The organism is Halovenus carboxidivorans (assembly GCF_009831575.1).
Lineage (GTDB): Archaea > Halobacteriota > Halobacteria > Halobacteriales > Haloarculaceae > Halovenus > Halovenus carboxidivorans.
The window spans coordinates 75,046-91,784 of record NZ_WUUT01000002.1; the positions used below are offsets into that span (position 1 = coordinate 75,046).

Genomic DNA, 16,739 nt, shown 5'->3' on the forward strand with positions numbered 1-16,739 from the left:
GGCAAACGGGGGCACAACGTCATTCATGAGCCTGATGATCGACATTCGGAAGTTGGGGTTGTTCAACAAGATGGCCAAGCAGGGCGGGAACACGGTCGCCGATCATCTCAGCCAGATGACCGGGATGGAGACCGAGATGGAGATCACCAAGATCAACTTCATCGACATCCCCGACATCCGGGCGCACGTCGGTGACGAGAAACAGATCGGTATCAGCATCGAGATGACCGAGCGCCCGTACGGTCACATTCTCTTTCTGTTCAACGCCGAGGACGCGAAGAAACTGGCCCACGGGATGATGGGCGATATGGCGGGCGGTGAGGAGTCCACTGACGGGTTCACTGACATGGAGCGGTCCGCGATCCAGGAGATCGGCAACATCATGACCTCCGGCTTCATCGACGGCTGGGCGAACGTTCTGAACACGACAATCGACATGTCGACGCCGACGTTCACCTACGGACCCGGCAGCGGCATGGTCAGCGAACTCGTCGGCGACCGCGAGGACGAGATGGCCCTGATGTTCGACTCCCGAGTGCAGGCACTCGAGTCCGACATCAACGTCAAAGTCTACACCTTCCCCGAACTCGACGAACTCGTGAGCCTGATGCAGGAAATCGAGGTCTGACGGCCCCGGCGCACCAAACCTCGTAGGTCTTCCATTTATAATGGTTGATTACCTAGGTCGGGTGCATGGATTTGTTAGAGGAGAGTATTATCCCGGAGCATGCCAGGGCGGTCAAACAGGAGGCGCGTGAGTTCGCCGAGGAACACATCGAACCGAACGCCGAGGAGTACTTCGACCGCGGGGAGTACCCCGAAGATATCGTCCAGAAGGGCGAAGAGGCGGGCCTGGTGGCCCAGGGGGTCAGCGAGGAGTACGGCGGCCGCGGGTTTACTATCTACGAGCAACTCGCAATCGCCGAGGAGTTCTACAAGGCCGACGCGGGGATCGGACTCTCGCTGCAGTTGCCCGGTTTCGGGACGGATATCGTCGAGCAACACGGCACGGAGGAACAGAAAGAGGAGTATCTCCGCCCCGTCGCGAACAACGAGATGCGGTCGGGACTCGGCGTCTCCGAACCCGAGACCGGCAGCGACATGGCAGGTATGCAGACGACCGCCGAGAAGGACGGCGACGAGTGGGTGCTGAACGGCGAGAAGTACTGGGTCGGCAACGGCGTCGAGGCCGACTGGCTGACGATCTACGCCCGCACTGGCCACGACGAGGACAACCGCTACGGCAACTTCTCGCTGTTTATCGTCCCGACGGACGCCCCCGGCTATCACGCCGAGCACATCCCCGAGAAGATGTGCTACCGTGCCTCGAAGCAGGCGCATATCACCTTCGACGACTGTCGGATCCCGGAAGATCACCTCATCGGCGAGGAGGGGCAGGGCTTCTACGTGATGGCTGATTTCTTCAACCACGGTCGCGCCGTCGTCGCCGGACACGGACTCGGTCTCGGTGCGGCGGCAATCGAGGAGGCCTCGGCGTTCGTCCACGACCGGGAGGCCTTCGGCCGGACCATCGACAACTTCCAGTCCGTCCAGCACGACCTCGCCGAGATGCGAATGGAGTTCGAGTCCGCGCGTGCGCTGACCTGGCGGGCCGTCGAGAAGGTCGACAACCACGACAATCCGGGCTACTGGGCCGCACTCGCGAAGGCGACGGCCACCGAGGCGGCGACCGAGTGCGCCGAACGCGGGATGCAACTGCACGGCGGCCGGTCGGTGCTGAACGAGAACCGCATCTCACGAGTCTACCGCGACGTTCGGGTTCCGGTCATCTACGAGGGCGCGAATCCGATCCAGCGGAACCTGATCTACAGTCAGGCCCCGAGATAGTATCAACTCACGCACAATTATCCGGGCGTCGTCCGTTGCGGGACGGATGCACCCGGTTTTTCCTGAACAATTGTGTAGATTTGATTCGTATTTCTTCTGCTCGACGAACGCTCGCGGCGAGTCTTTCCGAGATATTTGTGGTGATTAACTATGTTGAATGTTGTTTTGTAGCAAGGTTTTAGTCACGAGGCCGAGACAGTGTATGTATGCGGCTCACACGGATTGAGAGGTGGTACAGATGACCGACACGCTGATGTGGCGTATCGCAGGGGGATCAGGTGACGGGATCGACTCGACCAGCCAGAACTTCGCGAAGGCGTTGATGCGGGCTGGTCTGCACATCTTCACACACCGGCACTATCCGTCGCGTATCCGCGGCGGTCACACCTACGTCGAGGTACGCGCGGGCGAACAGCCGGTGCGCTCCCGCGGCGACGGCTTCAACTTCCTCCTCTCGCTGGGGGATAGCTTCGCTCGCAACCCCAGCGAGGACGCCTACTACGGCAACGAGGAACTGAAGCCGCTGACCGAGCATCTCGACGAGCTCAACGAGGGCGGTGTCATCGTCTACGACACCGGGCTGATCGACGAGGAGGAGGTCGCACAGATCGGTCTGGAGGAGCGTGCCGAGGAGAACAACTGGCACGTCTATCCGGTCGACCTCCGGGAGTTGGCCCGCGAGCACGGCCGAGAGGTGATGCGAAACACCGCGGGGATCGGCATCACGGCGGCCCTGCTCGATATCGACACGACCTATTTCGAGGGGCTGATCACCGAGGCGATGAGCGGCGAGACACAGGAGCAGAACCTAGAGATCCTCCAGAAGGCCTACGACCGGGGCAAGGAGTTCGACATCACCCACGACCTCCGGGTGCCGGAGGGCGAACACGACCGGGAGATGGCGCTGCTCTCGGGCTCGAACGCCATCGCCTACGGCGCGCTCGACGAGGGCTGTCGGTTCATCTCCGGCTACCCCATGACACCGTGGACGGACGTGTTCACGATCATGTCCCAGAACCTGCCGCATTTCGGCGGGATCTCCGAGCAGGTCGAAGACGAGATTGCGGCCGCGGCGCTCGCGCTCGGCGCCTCCCACGCCGGCGCGAAGGCGATGTCTGGCTCCTCCGGCGGCGGGTTCGCGCTGATGAGCGAACCGCTCGGACTGGCGGAGATGACCGAGACACCCGTCGTGCTCGTCGAAGCGATGCGGGCCGGCCCGTCGACGGGGATGCCCACCAAGCCCGAACAGGCCGACCTCGAACACGTGCTGTACACGAGTCAGGGCGACTCCTGCCGGGTGGTCTTCGCCCCGGCGAACGTCCGGGAGGCCTACGACCAGACCCGCAAGGCCTTCGAGTTGGCCTACAGCTACAACCTCCCCGCCATCGTGATCTACGATCAGAAGATCCAGGGCGAACTCCGGACGGTGCCGGTCGACTTCTTCGACCGGGAACCGACGAGCGGGATGGAGGGCGTCCTCAGCGAGGAGGAACTCGCCGAGGCGGCCCACGACGCGTCCGGGAACTTCATGCGGTACCGACACGACGTCGAGGACGGCTCGAATCCACGGTCGATTCCCGGGCAGAAAGGTGGTCGACACCTCGTGACGGGCAACGAGTCCCAGGAGGTCGGCCACATCTCCGAGTCGCCGGACAACCGCAAGGCGCAGATGGATCGGCGGATGCGGAAACTCAGTTCGATCCGGGAGGAACTGGACGAGATGGACGCCACACACCAGAGCTACCACGGGCCGTCGGACGCGGAGCACGGAATCCTGGTCTGGGGCAGCCAGCAGGATACCGTCTTCGAGGCCGTCGACCGTCTCAACGCACGCGGCGAGAGCGTCAAGGCGCTGGGCGTGAGCGATCTGATGCCCTACCCCGAGACGGAGGTGACCGCCTTCCTCGAAAGCGTCGAGGAGTGTCTCGTCGTCGAGATGAACGCCTCCGGCCAGTTCCGCGGGCTGACACAGAGGGAACTCGGGCGGTTCGGCCCGAAAATGACGAGTCTGCTGAAATACGACGGCGAACCGTTCGAGCCCGGAGAGATCGTCGACGGCTTCGAGTCCAGCCTCTCCGGCGGCGCGGAACTGAGCGGCAACGTGCGACTCGAACCGGCAGCGGGAGACTAATCAGGTGACCACAGATGACAGCATTCACGGCAATCGACACCGACGAACAGGCAGAGAAAGACGACTTCACGCCAGGGGTCGAGCCACAACCGACGTGGTGTCCGGGCTGTGGCGACTTCGCGGTGCTGAAAGCGCTCAAGGGCGCGATGCCGGAGGTCGGCCGAACACCGGAGGAGACGCTTCTGGTGACCGGGATCGGCTGTTCCGGAAAGCTCTCCAGTTACTTCGAGAGCTACGGCTACCACGCGATCCACGGCCGATCGCTGCCGGTCGCGCGGGCGGCGAAGTTGACGAACCCGGGACTGGAGGTCATCGCTGCGGGCGGTGACGGCGACGGCTACGGCATCGGCGGGAACCACTTCATGCACACCGCCCGGGAGAACCACGACATGACCTATATCGTGTTCAACAACGAGATCTTCGGGCTGACCAAGGGCCAGACCTCGCCGACGAGTCCGAAAGGACACAAGTCGAAGACCCAGCCCAGCGGCAGCGCGAAGGACCCCGTCCGACCGCTGACGCTCTCGCTGGCCTCCGGAGCCTCCTACATCGCCCGGACGGCCGCGACGAACCCCCGGCAGGCCCAGGAGATCGTCAAGGAAGCGATCGAACACGACGGGTTCGCCCACATCGACTTCCTCACGCAGTGTCCGACCTGGAACAAGGACGCCAAAGAGTACGTCCCCTACACCGACATCCAGCAGGACGACGAGTTCGACTTCGACGTGACCGACCGCCGGGAGGCCGCCGACATGATGTACGAGGCCGAGAACCGGCTGTACGAAGGGGAGGTGCTCACCGGTCGGTTCTACCGCGACGAGGACCGACTGACCTACGGCGAGGAGAAACGCAAGACCGGCGAGATGCCCGCGGACCCCCTCGCCGAGCGGTACTTCGACGAGGACGCCGAGTGGGCCCGAACCGCTGACGAACTACTCGGCCGACACACCTGATTACGGCGACAGACCCGCAAAACCCCGGCGCTGCGGGGTACTCGCGGCCGATTTCCTGGGGTTTGTTCGGCAAAAGTTCACTTTGCGGATTCGGAAGATATTTTTCCGGTGGTGTGAAAGATATAGTCATGAGCGCAGAGGCTACGGAACAGCGTATTCTGTCGGTTCTGGAGGAGGACGCGCAGGCATCGTACGCGGAGATTGCAGAGCGGGCGGAGGTCTCGAAGCCGACCGTCCGCAAGTACATCCAGAAGCTCGAAGAGGAAGGCGTCATCGTCGGCTACTCTGCTGATGTCGACCCGAAGAAACTCTCCGGGCAATCGATCGCGATCGTCGGGATCGACGTCGAAAGCGAGCAGTACGTCGAGGTGACCCGAACGTTGAAAGAGCTCGACGCGATCGAATCACTCTACACCTCGAGCGGCGATCACACGCTGATGGCCGAGGTACGCGCACCCGACGGCGACTCCCTCGGTGAGATCATCAACGACGAGATCATGGAGCTTCCGGGCGTCAGTGCGGCCCACCCGTCTTTCCTCCAGGAACGGCTGAAGTGAGACCGCCGGATGTTTTATCCTACCGCCCCCAACGTCAGCTATGACACGGAGGCTCCTTCTGGGCGGGGGAGCGGTACTCGAACGTCTCGCCCAATCAGTTCACGAGCAGTCCGGGAGCCTGCAGGTCGGAACTGACGATCCGGAGACCGCAGACGCGCTCACGGAGCGTGGCATCCCCGTCGTAGAGTTCGAGCAGTTCGATCAGGCGATCTGTTCGGGGTTCGAGCCGCCCGATATCGTCGGGGTGTTCGACGAGCGCCGCGAGCGGACGGAATCGATCGCGCGGATCGCCGGGTCAGTCTTTCCGAACGCACAGCTGATCAGCTACGCCGGCTGGTCAGCCGAGGCGTCGCTCGATGGACTGGCGTCGCTGTCCGACCGCGTCGTCGACCCCGCCGAGGCGCTGACGGACCACCTCTCGGCACGGATCGGTGACCGGGGCCAGCGGATGCGACAGCTCCAGCAGGTTCTCCGAGAGATCGACCGACTCGCAGTCGTGACACACGACAACCCCGATCCCGACGCGCTCGCGAGCGCGCTCGCACTCGCCCGCATCGCACAGGCGGCGGGCTGTCCGACTGAGGTCTGTTATTACGGGGAGATCACCCACCAGGAGAACCGGGCGTTCATCAACGTGCTCGGGATGGAACTGCGGAACCTGGGACCGGAGGACGACCTCTCGGAGTTCGACGGCGTGGCGCTCGTCGATCACTCCCGACCCAGCGTGAACGATCAACTCCCCGCCGACCTCCCGATCGATATCGTGATCGATCACCACCCGCCGCGTTCGCCGGTCGACGCACGCTTTGTCGACCTCCGGAGCAGCGTGGGTGCGACGAGCACACTGCTCGTCGACTATCTCGACCGATTCAACATCGACTTCGACGAAGACCTCGCCACGGCACTGCTGTTCGGGATCCACGTCGATACCGACGGCTTCTCCCGGGAGATCTCACAGGAGGACTTCACGGCGGCCGCACGGCTCGTCCCGACGGTGAACTTCGGGACGCTCGACCGGATCGAATCGCCGAGCATCAGCCCCCGAACCTTCGGGACCATCGCCGACGCGATCCAGAACCGCCGGGTGGAGGGCAGCGTTCTCATGTCCTGTGTGGGAGCGCTGTCGGAGCGTGACGCGCTGGCACAGGCGGCCGACCGCCTGCTGAACATGGAGGGGATCACGACGGTACTCGTCTACGGTATCAAAGACGAGCAGATTTTCGTGTCGGCGCGCGCCCGGGGAGCCGGGATCGATCTGGGCGAGACGCTTCGAGACGCCTTCGGACAGATCGGCAGTGCCGGCGGCCACGTCGACATGGCCGGCGCACAGATCAAGCTCGGCCTGCTCGGTGCGACCGACGAACGGGACGATTCGCTGCACGACGTGATCGAGGAGATCGTCGCCTCGCGCTTTCTGGACGTGCTCGACGCCGATGTCGGCGCCACGGCGACGAGTCCGTACGCGACCGAGTCGGAGATCGACGCGGAGTATCTCGGCGAGGACAGCCCGGAGGAGGGACGGAACCGCTGGAACGACCGGCCCGGGGACTCGTAGCTGACAGACGAGAGGCTTTTCGGCCCCCCGTCCCTCAGGGGAGGTAATGGCAGACCAACAGAAACCGACCGTCCGGGATTATATGACCCAAGATGTCGCGACGGTCGCCCCCGAGGATACGGTGCGAGATGTCGCAGAGCGGATCGCCAACAGCGAGAACCACAGCGGCTACCCCGTCTGTGACGGCCGCCAGGTCGAAGGCTTCGTCAGCGCACGTGATCTCCTCCTCGAAGACGAGCAGGAACCGATCTTCAAAATCATGTCGACAGATCTACTCGTCGCCCACCCTGATATGAAGCTCAACGACGCCGCCCGCGTCATCCTCCGCTCCGGGATCCGTCGCCTGCCGGTCGTCGACGACGCCGGCAACCTCGTGGGGATCATCTCGAACTCCGACGTGATCCGCAGTCAGATCGAACGGGCCACGCCGGGGAAAGTCGACAAACTGGTCAGGACGCTACAGAACATCCACGACGTCGAGGCCACCGAGAGCCGCCGTGACATCGAACTCTCGGAGCTGACTCCGACCCAGGGGAAGGTCTACGCCGACGAACTCGAAGGCCGGCGGTACGAACTCGAACGCGGCCTCGCCGAGCCACTGGTCGTCATCGACACCCCCACCGATCTACTGCTCGCCGACGGTCACCACCGCGTCAAGGCCGCCGACCAGCTCGGTATCGACGAGATGGACGCCTACGTCATCGAGATCAGCCAGCCGGTCGAGCTCGGGATGGCCGAAACGGCCCGCAAGGAGAACCTCGAAAGCGTCGAGGATATCGACGCCGTCGATTACGCACACCACCCGCTGGTCGAGCGGACACAGCGACTCCAGGAGTAAGTCACGGACACCGCGTTTTTCCCGCAGTGACAGCGGAGTGTTGCCGGTATCTTATTCAGGGCCCCGCCCGTACCGTCGTGGTATGTTCGACCAAGACGAACTCGAACAGATCCGTGCGGACCGGGGGGAGTGGGAGTCCGAACGGCTCGATCCCGTACTGTCGAAACACGGGGAGCGACAGGACCGGTTCGCGACCGTCTCGAACATGGAGGTCGACCGGCTGTACACGCCCGAAGATATCGCAGACCTCGATTTCGGCGAGGATCTCGGCTTTCCGGGTGAGCCGCCGTTCACCCGGGGCGTCTATCCGACCATGTATCGGGGCCGCACGTGGACGATGCGGCAGTTCGCCGGCTTCGGTACGGCCGAGGAGACCAACGAGCGGTTCCACTACCTGATCGAGGAGGGCCAGACCGGGCTGTCGACGGCCTTCGATATGCCGACGCTGATGGGGATCGACTCCGACCACCGGATGGCGAACGGAGAGGTCGGCAAGGAGGGAGTCGCCGTCGACACGCTTCGGGACATGGAGATACTGTTCGACGGGATCGACCTCAGCGAAATCTCGACCTCCTTCACGATCAACCCGAGCGCCGTCGTCATCTACGCGATGTATCTCGCGCTGGCCGACAAGCAGGGCGTCGACCGCGAGGAGATCCGCGGCACCCTCCAGAACGACATGTTCAAGGAGTTCATCGCCCAGAAGGAGTGGGTCGTGCCGCCGGAGCCGTCGCTGAAACTCTCGACGGACGTGATCGAGTTCTCCGCCGAACACACCCCGAAGTTCAAGCCCGTCTCCGTCTCCGGCTATCACATCCGGGAGGCCGGCTCGACGGCCGTCCAGGAGTTGGCGTTCACGCTCGCAGACGGGATGGCGTACGTCGAGGACTGTCTGGACCGTGGGCTCGATGTCGACGAGTTCGGACCGACGCTCTCGTTTTTCTTCAACGCGCACAACTCGCTGTTCGAGGAGGTGGCGAAGTTCCGGGCCGCCCGGCGGATCTGGGCGCGGATCATGGAGGAGTGGTACGGCGCGGAGACCGACGAGGCGCGGATGATGAAGTTCCACACCCAGACGGCGGGGCAGTCGCTGACCGCCCAGCAGCCGATGAACAACGTCGTCCGGGTGACGATTCAGGCGCTCGCGGCGGTGTTAGGCGGCACACAGAGCCTGCACACCAACAGCTACGACGAGGCGCTGGCGCTGCCCAGCGAGGACGCCGTCCGCGTCTCGCTTCGCACCCAGCAGATCATCGCCGAGGAGTCCGGTGCGGCGGATATCGTCGACCCGCTGGGCGGCTCTTTCGCCGTCGAGTCGCTGACCGATCAGGTCGAGTCGGAGACGATGGCCTACATCGAGGAGATCAGAGAGATGGGTGACGGCTCCATGCGCGAGGGTGTGCTCCGAGGGATCGACGAGGGGTACTTCCAGCGGGAGATCCAGGACTCCGCGTACGAGTACCAGCAGCGCGTCGAGCGCGGCGAGGAGACGGTCGTCGGCGTCAACGAGTACAGCATCGAGGAGGACACCGAGCCGGAGATTCTGAAGGTCGACGAGGACGTGCAGGCCCGCCAGCGAGAGCGCCTCGCGGCGGTCAAAGACGAGCGTGACGACGAGGCCGTCGAGGACGCGCTCGCGGCGGTGGGCGAGGCGGCCGAAAACGAGGAGAACGTCGTCCCTGCGGTAATCGAGGCAGTCAAGGCCTACGCGACCATGGGTGAGATCATGAGCGTGTTCGAGCAGCAGTACGGGGCGTATCGAGAGACAGTCCATGTCACATAGCCAACTGAGCGTCCTCGCCGGTCGGAGAGGGGTGTTCGCCCGCAAAGTATATACTCTCAATCTAACTTGTGGGAAACAATGAGTACGCGTGTCGTCGATCAGGTAGACTCTTGGGACGGCCGGTCGTTCTCGGGCGGGTATCGCGAACTACAAGACCTCGCCGACAGCGAGTTCTCCGGCGTCGTCCGGGCCGGCGGGGCCGAACTGTACATGACCCGCGGCGTCGTCGTCGGGATCCGCCGCGGCGACATCGAGGACTTCGAGGCGAGCGGGACGGTGTACCAGGCGCCGACGGACGCCCTCCCACTGCTCGCTGTCATGCAGGAGCGCAGCGAGGAGGTGCGCGCGAAGTATTACACCGAGGACACGAGCATCTCCAAGGTCGACAAGACACTCTCAGACGGCGGGTTCACCGGATATATCGAACTCTCCGAAAACGTCCTCAGCGGCGATTACTACCTCGTCTACCACGCCGGCACGTCGATGAGCGTCGGCTACGTCGGGGAGTCGGGTCGGCTGATCGAGGGCGACGAAGCCTTCGAGACGGCCAACGACGAGGTCGGCATCTACGAGGTCCGGCCGGTCGATATCGAGCCGATCGATATCCCCGAACCCGAGGACGACGCTGGGGAGGAGCCGGCGGAGACAGCGGAGTCGACCGGACCGGCGTCGGCAGAAGAGCAGTCCGAGCAGCCCCCGACAGAATCGCCGTCGGAAGAGGCCGAACCGTCCGGGCAGTCAGGTGCCGCGGCCGGACAGTCCGCCGCGCAGGCGGCCAACGAGACCCAGACGGAACCGGCGCAGACGACACAGGGAGGCCAGCAGGCGGCGACACAGACCGAAGCCCGACAGGAAAGCGAGCCGGAACGGGCCGAAACCGCCGAACAGCAGGGTTCGAGCGCCGCTGGCGGAGCCGCCGGAACGAGCGAGCAACCCCCGGAGTCGGCCACGACCACGGCTGACACCGCCGACGCGGCGCAGTCGTCTCCTCGGAGGGAGCAGACACGCTCGAAATCAGGAGCGCGCTCTCGCGAGCAGCCCGGCCAGACCGACACGACCGAACCGAGCGCACAGTCGAGCCAGCGCCAACAGCAGCCTCGCGGTCGGCCACAGCCCCCACAGGAGCCCCCCCGGGAGCAACAGCCGAGTGTCGACCAGCGCCAGCCACAGTCCCAGGAATCCGCCCAGCGCCAGGACACCGAGACGAAGGCGATCCCGTCGCTCGACCCGGACAAGACCGCGGTGCCCGAAAACGGGGCGGAGCCGAGCGACCCGCGGCCGAGTGGACAGTCCACGCCGACACAGACCGAGCCACAACCATCCCAGAGCGAACGTCGACAGCAGGCCGACAGCCCGGAACCGGCGGCTCAGCAGGCGGCCCGGGAGCCGGATCAGACACCACAGCAGCACCGTCCACGGGGGGGAGAGACACAACCCCAGCACAGCGAGACGGGAGCGGCGGCCCCCACAGCGGCCGCTTCGAGCGAACCCGAACCCCAGCAGTCCGGCGAACCCGGACCGGGCGCTACCGAGCGAATCGACGAACTCGAAACCGAACTCGACGCGAAAGACGAGGAGATCGACCGTCTCGAGGCGGAGGTCGAGTCGGTCACCGACGAGCGCGACGAACTCGAAGCCGAACTCGAGAGCCTCCGAAGCGAGCGCGACGAGCTGCAGACCGAGGTCGAGGAGCTACGGGACGAACTCCAGCGACTCGAAGACGAACTGGGGGCCGCGACACAGGCCGAACAGCGCCTCTCCGGAGACGAGGCACTCGCCGGAACGGACGTGTTCGTCCGGTACCGCTCGAAGGGGAAAGCGACCCTGGAGAAAGCCCACGGCGGGAGCACGCGCAAAGAGGACGTAAACGAGAACCTTCGGCTGGAAAAACACACCCAGTTCGACGCCGACACGGTGGCAGTCGGCGGCCAGTCGTACGACGATTTCCTCGAATCCACGCTCGAATACCAGTTCGTCCGGTGGGTCGTCCGGGACCTCCTGTTCGAGATCCGGGACACCGGCCACGAGAAGGCGTTACGCGACCTCTACGACGTGTTGCCGAGGATCGACCGCGCCGAACTGTCCGGCGTCGTCGAGGTGACCTACACCGAAAATGGCCAGGAGACACAGAGCCAGGAGGCATTCGACGTGGTCCTCCGGGACCGGATGGGGAACCCGCTGCTCGCGGCCAACCTCAACGACACCCGCGAGGCGACCACGGAGTCGATGATGGAACGGCTGATCACCGCCGCCGAGCGCGTCGGACAGTCGAGTGACGGCTTTTCGGGGGCGTTTTTCGTCACCGAGAGCTTCTTCGAGCCCGGGGCGCTCGAAATCGCCAGCGACGCCACCCAGGGCGGACTGCTCAGCCGTGACAAGCGCAAAAGCTTCGTCAACCTCTCCCGGAAACGGGGCTATCACCTCTGTCTGGTCGAGGCGAGAAACGAGAACTTCCACCTGGCGGTCCCGGAGCTGTAGGGTATAACGCAGAAACGAGTCGATCAGGTCAGCCTTCGACTTCCGCGACTTCGTCGATTTTCATCCCGTCGAGTTTCTCGATGATGTGATCGATCTTGCCGTCGAGGTCCTCGACGAACTCCTCGGTGTCCTCGGTCGTGATCGCACCCTGGCTCGACGGCTCGATGAGGTTCTCCTCTTCGAGCACGCGGAGGGAGTACCGAACCTTGTGGTGGGGGTAGCCCGTCTCGTTAGACATCTTGACGATACCGATCGGCTCGTTTTCGATCACCATCCGGAGTACCTGGAGATGGCGTTCCAGCATATCCACTTCCTTTTCGAGTCTGTCTATCATGACAATTGTTAACTTGTGATGGGTGGATTTAAAGGTTGCTGTCGTTCAGTGTCGTTTCCGCAAAATACCCTCCCGACGAGCCTGCACTGTGCGAGTGTTCGCCAAGGGCACTCATAAAAGCTTCGGCAGTTCGTCGCTGTGACGGACCGTAATCGGTTTACCGCGTTGGCGGGAATTGAGCCGTGATGACCGTTACAATCGTCGGCGCGCAACTCGGCGACGAAGGCAAAGGTGGGATCGTCGACCTCTACGGCGAACCCGCCGATGTCGTCGCCCGGTACCAGGGCGGGGACAACGCCGGCCACACTGTGGTACACGAAGGCGTGGAGTACAAGCTATCGCTCGTTCCAAGCGGGGCAGTCCGTGGGAAAATCGGAGTGCTCGGCAACGGCTGCGTCGTCAATCCGCGGACGCTGTTCGACGAACTGGACACGCTGGCCGAACGCGGCCTCGATCCGGACGTGCGGGTCGCCCGCCGTGCTCACGTAATCTTCCCCTATCATCGCGTGCTCGATGGGATCGAAGAGGACGTGAAAAGCGAAGACGACCAGGAGGTCGGCACGACCGGTCGCGGGATCGGACCGACCTACGAGGACAAGGCCGGCCGCCGGGGCCTCCGCATCGGCGACCTGACCGACGCCGACGTGCTCCGGGAGAAACTCGAATACGTCGTCCCGCAGAAGCGGGCCCTCGCGGAGGAGGTCTACGGCGTCGATGTCGGCGAGGAGTTCGACATCGACGCGCTGTACGAGGAGTACCGCGAGTACGGCAACCGCCTCGTCGCGGAGGGGATGCTCGTCGACGCGGGACAGTTCCTCTCGGAGCGGATCGACGCCGGAGACAAGGTCATTCTGGAGGGGGCACAGGGGACACTTATCGACATCGACCACGGAAACTACCCCTACGTCACTTCCTCGAACCCGACCGCCGGCGGCGCGGCGACGGGAACCGGTCTCGGGCCGGATGTCATCGGCGGCGGCGAGATCATCGGGATCGTCAAGGCGTATCTCTCGCGGGTGGGGAGCGGGCCGATGCCGACCGAACTCGCCGGCGTCGAGGGGGACACGCCCGGATACGACGGCGACGGCGATGCAGAAGAGGAAGAACTCGCGACGGCGATCCGCGAAGCCGGCGGCGAGTACGGCACAGTCACCGGTCGCCCGCGGCGTGTCGGCTGGCTCGATATGCCGATTCTCCGTCACGCGACCCGTGCCAGCGGCTTCACCGGCCTGGCTGTCAACCACATCGACACCCTGGCCGGCTTCGACGAACTCCGGGTCGGTCACTCCTACACCCTCGACGGCGAGGAAATCGAGACGGTTCCCGCGACGACCCAGGAGTGGGCCCGCTGTGAGCCGAATCTTCGTACGTTCGAGGGCTGGGACGACGCCGACTGGGAGGCGATTGCCGACGACGGCTACGAGGCGCTGCCCGAGGAAGCCAAGACCTACCTCGAATACATCAGCGACGAACTCGACACGCCGATCTACGCGGTCGGCGTCGGTCCGGGCCGCGAGCAGTCCGTCGTTCGGGAACGCCCCTTCGAGTAACTCGTTACGCTCCGTTTTTCCGCAGCTGAATCTCGATAACCGAGCCCCGAGGCGACCGGTCCCGCACGGTGATCGATCCGCCGGATCGCTGCACGATCCAGTGGACCAGCCAGAGGCCGAGGCCGCTCCCGTGGTAGAGGTCCTCGATCGTTCGACCGCTCTCGAGCACGTCCCGATCCATCTTCGGGATGCCCGGCCCGTCGTCGGCGACGGTGATCGTGACGTGCTCGTCCGTGTCGTCGACCGAAAGCGAGATCGAGGGCCGCTCCCGGTCGCTGTGAACGACGGCGTTCGTGACCAGTTCGTCGATCGCGCGATAGAGATCGGCGGCGGCGGAGACGGTCGCCTCGTCGGGGGCGTCGATCGTGACATCCGCGTCCGCGATATCCGCGCCGGCCGTCCGGACCACGTCCGCGACATCGACCTGACAGGAGTCGGCCTGCTCGCTCAGAATTTCGGTGATACCCCGGGACTTGTTACTCGTCGTCAGCAGGCTATCGGCGTGGTCCTGGATGGTCTCTGCGGCGTCGGCTATCTCCCCGTTCGCGCCGGCACCGATCCGCTCGGCCTCGAGGCTGATCACCGTCAGGTCGTTGCGCAGGTTGTGTCGCAACACCCTGTCGACGACGCGGAGTTGCCGCGCTCGCTCCTCGCGCTCGGTCACGTCCCGCAACACGGCGACGAACCCGGTCACTTCGCCGTCCGTTTCGAGCGGGAAGTACCGCACGTCGAGGATACGAGTCCCCTCGTTGGGGTGGGTTCGGGTCATCTTGTACTTGATCGTCTCGCCGTCGAGCGCCCGGTCGGTGTACTCCGTGATGTAATCGTACGCCTCCTGATCGAAGAGATCGGTCGTCTGCATCCCCGGCAACTCCTCCGGGTCGACGCCGTGGTACGCGCAGTACTGCGGGTTGGCGAACAGATACTCGCCGTCGTCGTCGATGGCACAGATGAGATCCGTCGCCCCGTCGACCGCTCGCTTGTACTGTTCGAGTTCCGTCTCCCGGGCCTTGAGCGTGCTCACGTCTCGATAGACCGACAGCGTCCCCGCGAGGGTTCCGTCCTCGTCGTAGTAGGGGTACAGTTGCGTGCTGAACGTCGCCTCGGTCCCGGTTCGCTCGAACGTCGAGGTACACTCGAACTCGACCGGCTGTTCGGTGTCGAGCACCTCCCGGCGCTTCGCCTCGATACGCTCTGCTGACTCGGCATCCATGTACAGCGACTCGTCCGCGCCGAGAATTTCGTCGCGGGAGTAACCGCTGAGTTCGGTGAGCGCGTGATTCGCTAGCTCGTGGCTCCCGTCGGTCGCCTGAATCGTGATCGGGTCGTTCACCCGCTCGACGATCTGGCGGTACTGTTTCAGTTCTCGCTCGTGTCGGGCCAGTTCCTCGCTCACTTCGTTGAACCGGGCGCCGATCTTGTCCCACTCCTGTGCGCCGCCGACGGCGATCTGTGTCCCGTAGGAGCGATCAGCGAGGCGGTCGAACCCGGCCAGCAGCTCCTCGATCTGGTTGAGATTCGACCGCTTGAACCAGACGCCGAACCCGACCAGAGAGAGCACGATGAGCAGTCCAGCGGCGACCTGCAGTCCGGTCACGAGCCGTGTCTCGTCCCGGGTGGAGTCGAGCCGAGTCGTCGTGACGGTCCAGCCCGTCGAGTCGACCGTCGCGCTCGCTGTCGGCCCTCCGGACGCGTCCGGCATCGACGCGGAGGCGTATAGCTGTTGGTCGGCCGTCCGGATGGCGAACTCGTAGTCGGTGTCCTCGGTCAGCGTGAGCGTCTCGAAAAACGACCCGTCTCGGATGTGCAACGCGCCGTTCAGCGTTCCCACGGGTTCACCGTCCCGCGTGATCGGCGCCGAGACGGTGACGATGAGATTTCCGGTCTCCGCCTCGACCGGTTCACTGACGTAGGTCTCCCCGTCCATGGCCCGCTGGAAGTAGGTCCGGTCGCTGAAATCCTGCCCGAGTAACGCGGACCTGTTTTCCTCGGACAGCCCCCGAGACTCGATGGCCGTCATCGTCCCGTTCGCGTCGATGACCGAGATACCCTGATACGGCGTCTGGCGGACGATCCGCCGCAAGGCTGCTCGACGGCGCTCGCTCGCGTTCGCCATGAGGGGATCGCTCGCGGACAGTTCGATAGTCCGGCTTCGCTCGGCGAGCAGTCCCTCGATCTGTGTCGCGGTCGCTTCGGCGGTCGTCTCGAGAGATTGCTGTTCCTGTTCGGAGACGGCACCCTCGTAGAGTTGAAAGCCCGAGACGACCGCGACACCGAGCACTATCGCTACCAGCGCGATCACGATTGCGAACGCACGTCGAAGCCTCATCTGTCTTCTAGACCGCCCCCCACCGACCCGTTGCAGGGCGTGTCATACGAGTCCTTTCAGGAGACCACATATATATCTACATCCCGGTGTGACGCGTTTGATAACGGGCCGGGACGGAAGCGCAAACGCTTTTCACCACGCCGGACAACTCGGACGTATGCAAGAAGATCTGCTGGACATTCTGTGCTGTCCACTGGACAAACACGACCTCGAACTCGAGGCGACGGAGCGTGACGAGGAGGAGATCCTGACGGGGACACTCACCTGTACGGAGTGTGGCGAAGCGTATCCCATCGAGGACGGTATTCCGAACCTGCTCCCGCCGGATATGCGCGAGGAATCGCCGGCCTGAAGGTTTTTCTACTCGCCGGACGGACCCCAAC

At 64.1% G+C, this 16,739-nt stretch carries 13 protein-coding genes; 11 read left to right on the forward strand and 2 right to left on the reverse strand.

Annotated elements, in window-relative coordinates:
- Positions 1–25 precede the first annotated feature (25 nt).
- The 9 genes from GRX03_RS05860 to GRX03_RS05900 all read left to right on the forward strand — a co-directional run bounded on the left by GRX03_RS05860 (position 26) and on the right by GRX03_RS05900 (position 12,143).
- Positions 26–628, forward strand: a complete 603-nt coding sequence (locus GRX03_RS05860; RefSeq protein ID WP_159763282.1) for a chemotaxis protein CheC — start codon at positions 26–28, stop codon at positions 626–628.
- A 65-nt stretch (positions 629–693) separates the two neighbouring features.
- Complete coding sequence (locus GRX03_RS05865; RefSeq protein ID WP_159763283.1) at positions 694–1,848, forward strand: acyl-CoA dehydrogenase family protein; 1,155 nt, start codon at positions 694–696, stop codon at positions 1,846–1,848.
- A 238-nt stretch (positions 1,849–2,086) separates the two neighbouring features.
- Entirely contained in the window at positions 2,087–3,979 is a 1,893-nt protein-coding gene (locus GRX03_RS05870) for a 2-oxoacid:acceptor oxidoreductase subunit alpha (RefSeq protein ID WP_159763284.1), read from the forward strand.
- A 14-nt stretch (positions 3,980–3,993) separates the two neighbouring features.
- Positions 3,994–4,932 carry a thiamine pyrophosphate-dependent enzyme gene (locus GRX03_RS05875; protein ID WP_159763285.1) on the forward strand — a complete coding sequence of 313 codons (939 nt, stop codon included), beginning with the start codon at positions 3,994–3,996 and terminating at the stop codon, positions 4,930–4,932.
- A gap of 128 nt (positions 4,933–5,060) precedes the next feature.
- Positions 5,061–5,489 (forward strand): HTH-type transcriptional regulator LrpA1, encoded by a 429-nt coding sequence (gene lrpA1, locus GRX03_RS05880; protein ID WP_159763286.1) that lies wholly within the window; start codon positions 5,061–5,063, stop codon positions 5,487–5,489.
- A gap of 40 nt (positions 5,490–5,529) precedes the next feature.
- On the forward strand, positions 5,530–7,044 hold the full coding sequence (locus GRX03_RS05885) for a DHHA1 domain-containing protein (RefSeq protein ID WP_159763287.1): 1,515 nt from the start codon (positions 5,530–5,532) through the stop codon (positions 7,042–7,044).
- A 46-nt stretch (positions 7,045–7,090) separates the two neighbouring features.
- Positions 7,091–7,882 (forward strand): CBS pair associated ParBc domain-containing protein, encoded by a 792-nt coding sequence (locus GRX03_RS05890; RefSeq protein WP_159763288.1) that lies wholly within the window; start codon positions 7,091–7,093, stop codon positions 7,880–7,882.
- 82 nt (positions 7,883–7,964) lie between these two features.
- Positions 7,965–9,665, forward strand: coding sequence for an acyl-CoA mutase large subunit family protein (locus GRX03_RS05895; protein ID WP_159763289.1), 1,701 nt, complete (start codon positions 7,965–7,967; stop codon positions 9,663–9,665).
- 78 nt (positions 9,666–9,743) lie between these two features.
- Positions 9,744–12,143, forward strand: coding sequence for a DUF7527 domain-containing protein (locus tag GRX03_RS05900; protein ID WP_159763290.1), 2,400 nt, complete (start codon positions 9,744–9,746; stop codon positions 12,141–12,143).
- Between the two features lie 28 nt (positions 12,144–12,171).
- Here GRX03_RS05900 and GRX03_RS05905 read toward each other — a convergent pair whose 3' ends face one another.
- Complete coding sequence (locus GRX03_RS05905) at positions 12,172–12,477, reverse strand: hypothetical protein (protein ID WP_159763291.1); 306 nt, start codon at positions 12,475–12,477, stop codon at positions 12,172–12,174.
- Between the two features lie 185 nt (positions 12,478–12,662).
- On the opposite strand from GRX03_RS05905, the gene GRX03_RS05910 reads away from it, so the two are divergent.
- Positions 12,663–14,027 (forward strand): adenylosuccinate synthase, encoded by a 1,365-nt coding sequence (locus GRX03_RS05910; RefSeq protein WP_159763292.1) that lies wholly within the window; start codon positions 12,663–12,665, stop codon positions 14,025–14,027.
- Positions 14,028–14,031: 4 nt separating this feature from the next.
- On the opposite strand, the gene GRX03_RS05915 is transcribed toward GRX03_RS05910, so the two are convergent.
- Complete coding sequence (locus GRX03_RS05915; protein ID WP_159763293.1) at positions 14,032–16,356, reverse strand: PAS domain-containing protein; 2,325 nt, start codon at positions 16,354–16,356, stop codon at positions 14,032–14,034.
- A gap of 157 nt (positions 16,357–16,513) precedes the next feature.
- Between GRX03_RS05915 and GRX03_RS05920 the strand changes: the two genes are divergently transcribed.
- The gene (locus GRX03_RS05920; RefSeq protein WP_159763294.1) at positions 16,514–16,708 is read left to right on the forward strand and encodes a methytransferase partner Trm112; all 195 of its coding nucleotides are present in this window, start codon (positions 16,514–16,516) and stop codon (positions 16,706–16,708) included.
- The last annotated feature ends 31 nt before the right edge of the window (positions 16,709–16,739 follow it).

Excerpts from the sequence above, each read along its gene's own strand:
- GRX03_RS05920 (WP_159763294.1), top strand. The coding sequence starts at position 16,514 with ATGCAAGAAGATCTGCTGGACATTCTGTGCTGTCCACTGGACAAACAC.
- GRX03_RS05890 (WP_159763288.1), top strand. The coding sequence starts at position 7,091 with ATGGCAGACCAACAGAAACCGACCGTCCGGGATTATATGACCCAAGAT.
- GRX03_RS05915 (WP_159763293.1), bottom strand. The coding sequence starts at position 16,356 with ATGAGGCTTCGACGTGCGTTCGCAATCGTGATCGCGCTGGTAGCGATA.
- GRX03_RS05895 (WP_159763289.1), top strand. The coding sequence starts at position 7,965 with ATGTTCGACCAAGACGAACTCGAACAGATCCGTGCGGACCGGGGGGAG.
- GRX03_RS05860 (WP_159763282.1), top strand. The coding sequence starts at position 26 with ATGAGCCTGATGATCGACATTCGGAAGTTGGGGTTGTTCAACAAGATG.
- GRX03_RS05910 (WP_159763292.1), top strand. The coding sequence starts at position 12,663 with ATGACCGTTACAATCGTCGGCGCGCAACTCGGCGACGAAGGCAAAGGT.
- GRX03_RS05885 (WP_159763287.1), top strand. The coding sequence starts at position 5,530 with ATGACACGGAGGCTCCTTCTGGGCGGGGGAGCGGTACTCGAACGTCTC.
- GRX03_RS05900 (WP_159763290.1), top strand. The coding sequence starts at position 9,744 with ATGAGTACGCGTGTCGTCGATCAGGTAGACTCTTGGGACGGCCGGTCG.
- lrpA1 (WP_159763286.1), top strand. The coding sequence starts at position 5,061 with ATGAGCGCAGAGGCTACGGAACAGCGTATTCTGTCGGTTCTGGAGGAG.
- GRX03_RS05865 (WP_159763283.1), top strand. The coding sequence starts at position 694 with ATGGATTTGTTAGAGGAGAGTATTATCCCGGAGCATGCCAGGGCGGTC.
- GRX03_RS05870 (WP_159763284.1), top strand. The coding sequence starts at position 2,087 with ATGACCGACACGCTGATGTGGCGTATCGCAGGGGGATCAGGTGACGGG.
- GRX03_RS05875 (WP_159763285.1), top strand. The coding sequence starts at position 3,994 with ATGACAGCATTCACGGCAATCGACACCGACGAACAGGCAGAGAAAGAC.
- GRX03_RS05905 (WP_159763291.1), bottom strand. The coding sequence starts at position 12,477 with ATGATAGACAGACTCGAAAAGGAAGTGGATATGCTGGAACGCCATCTC.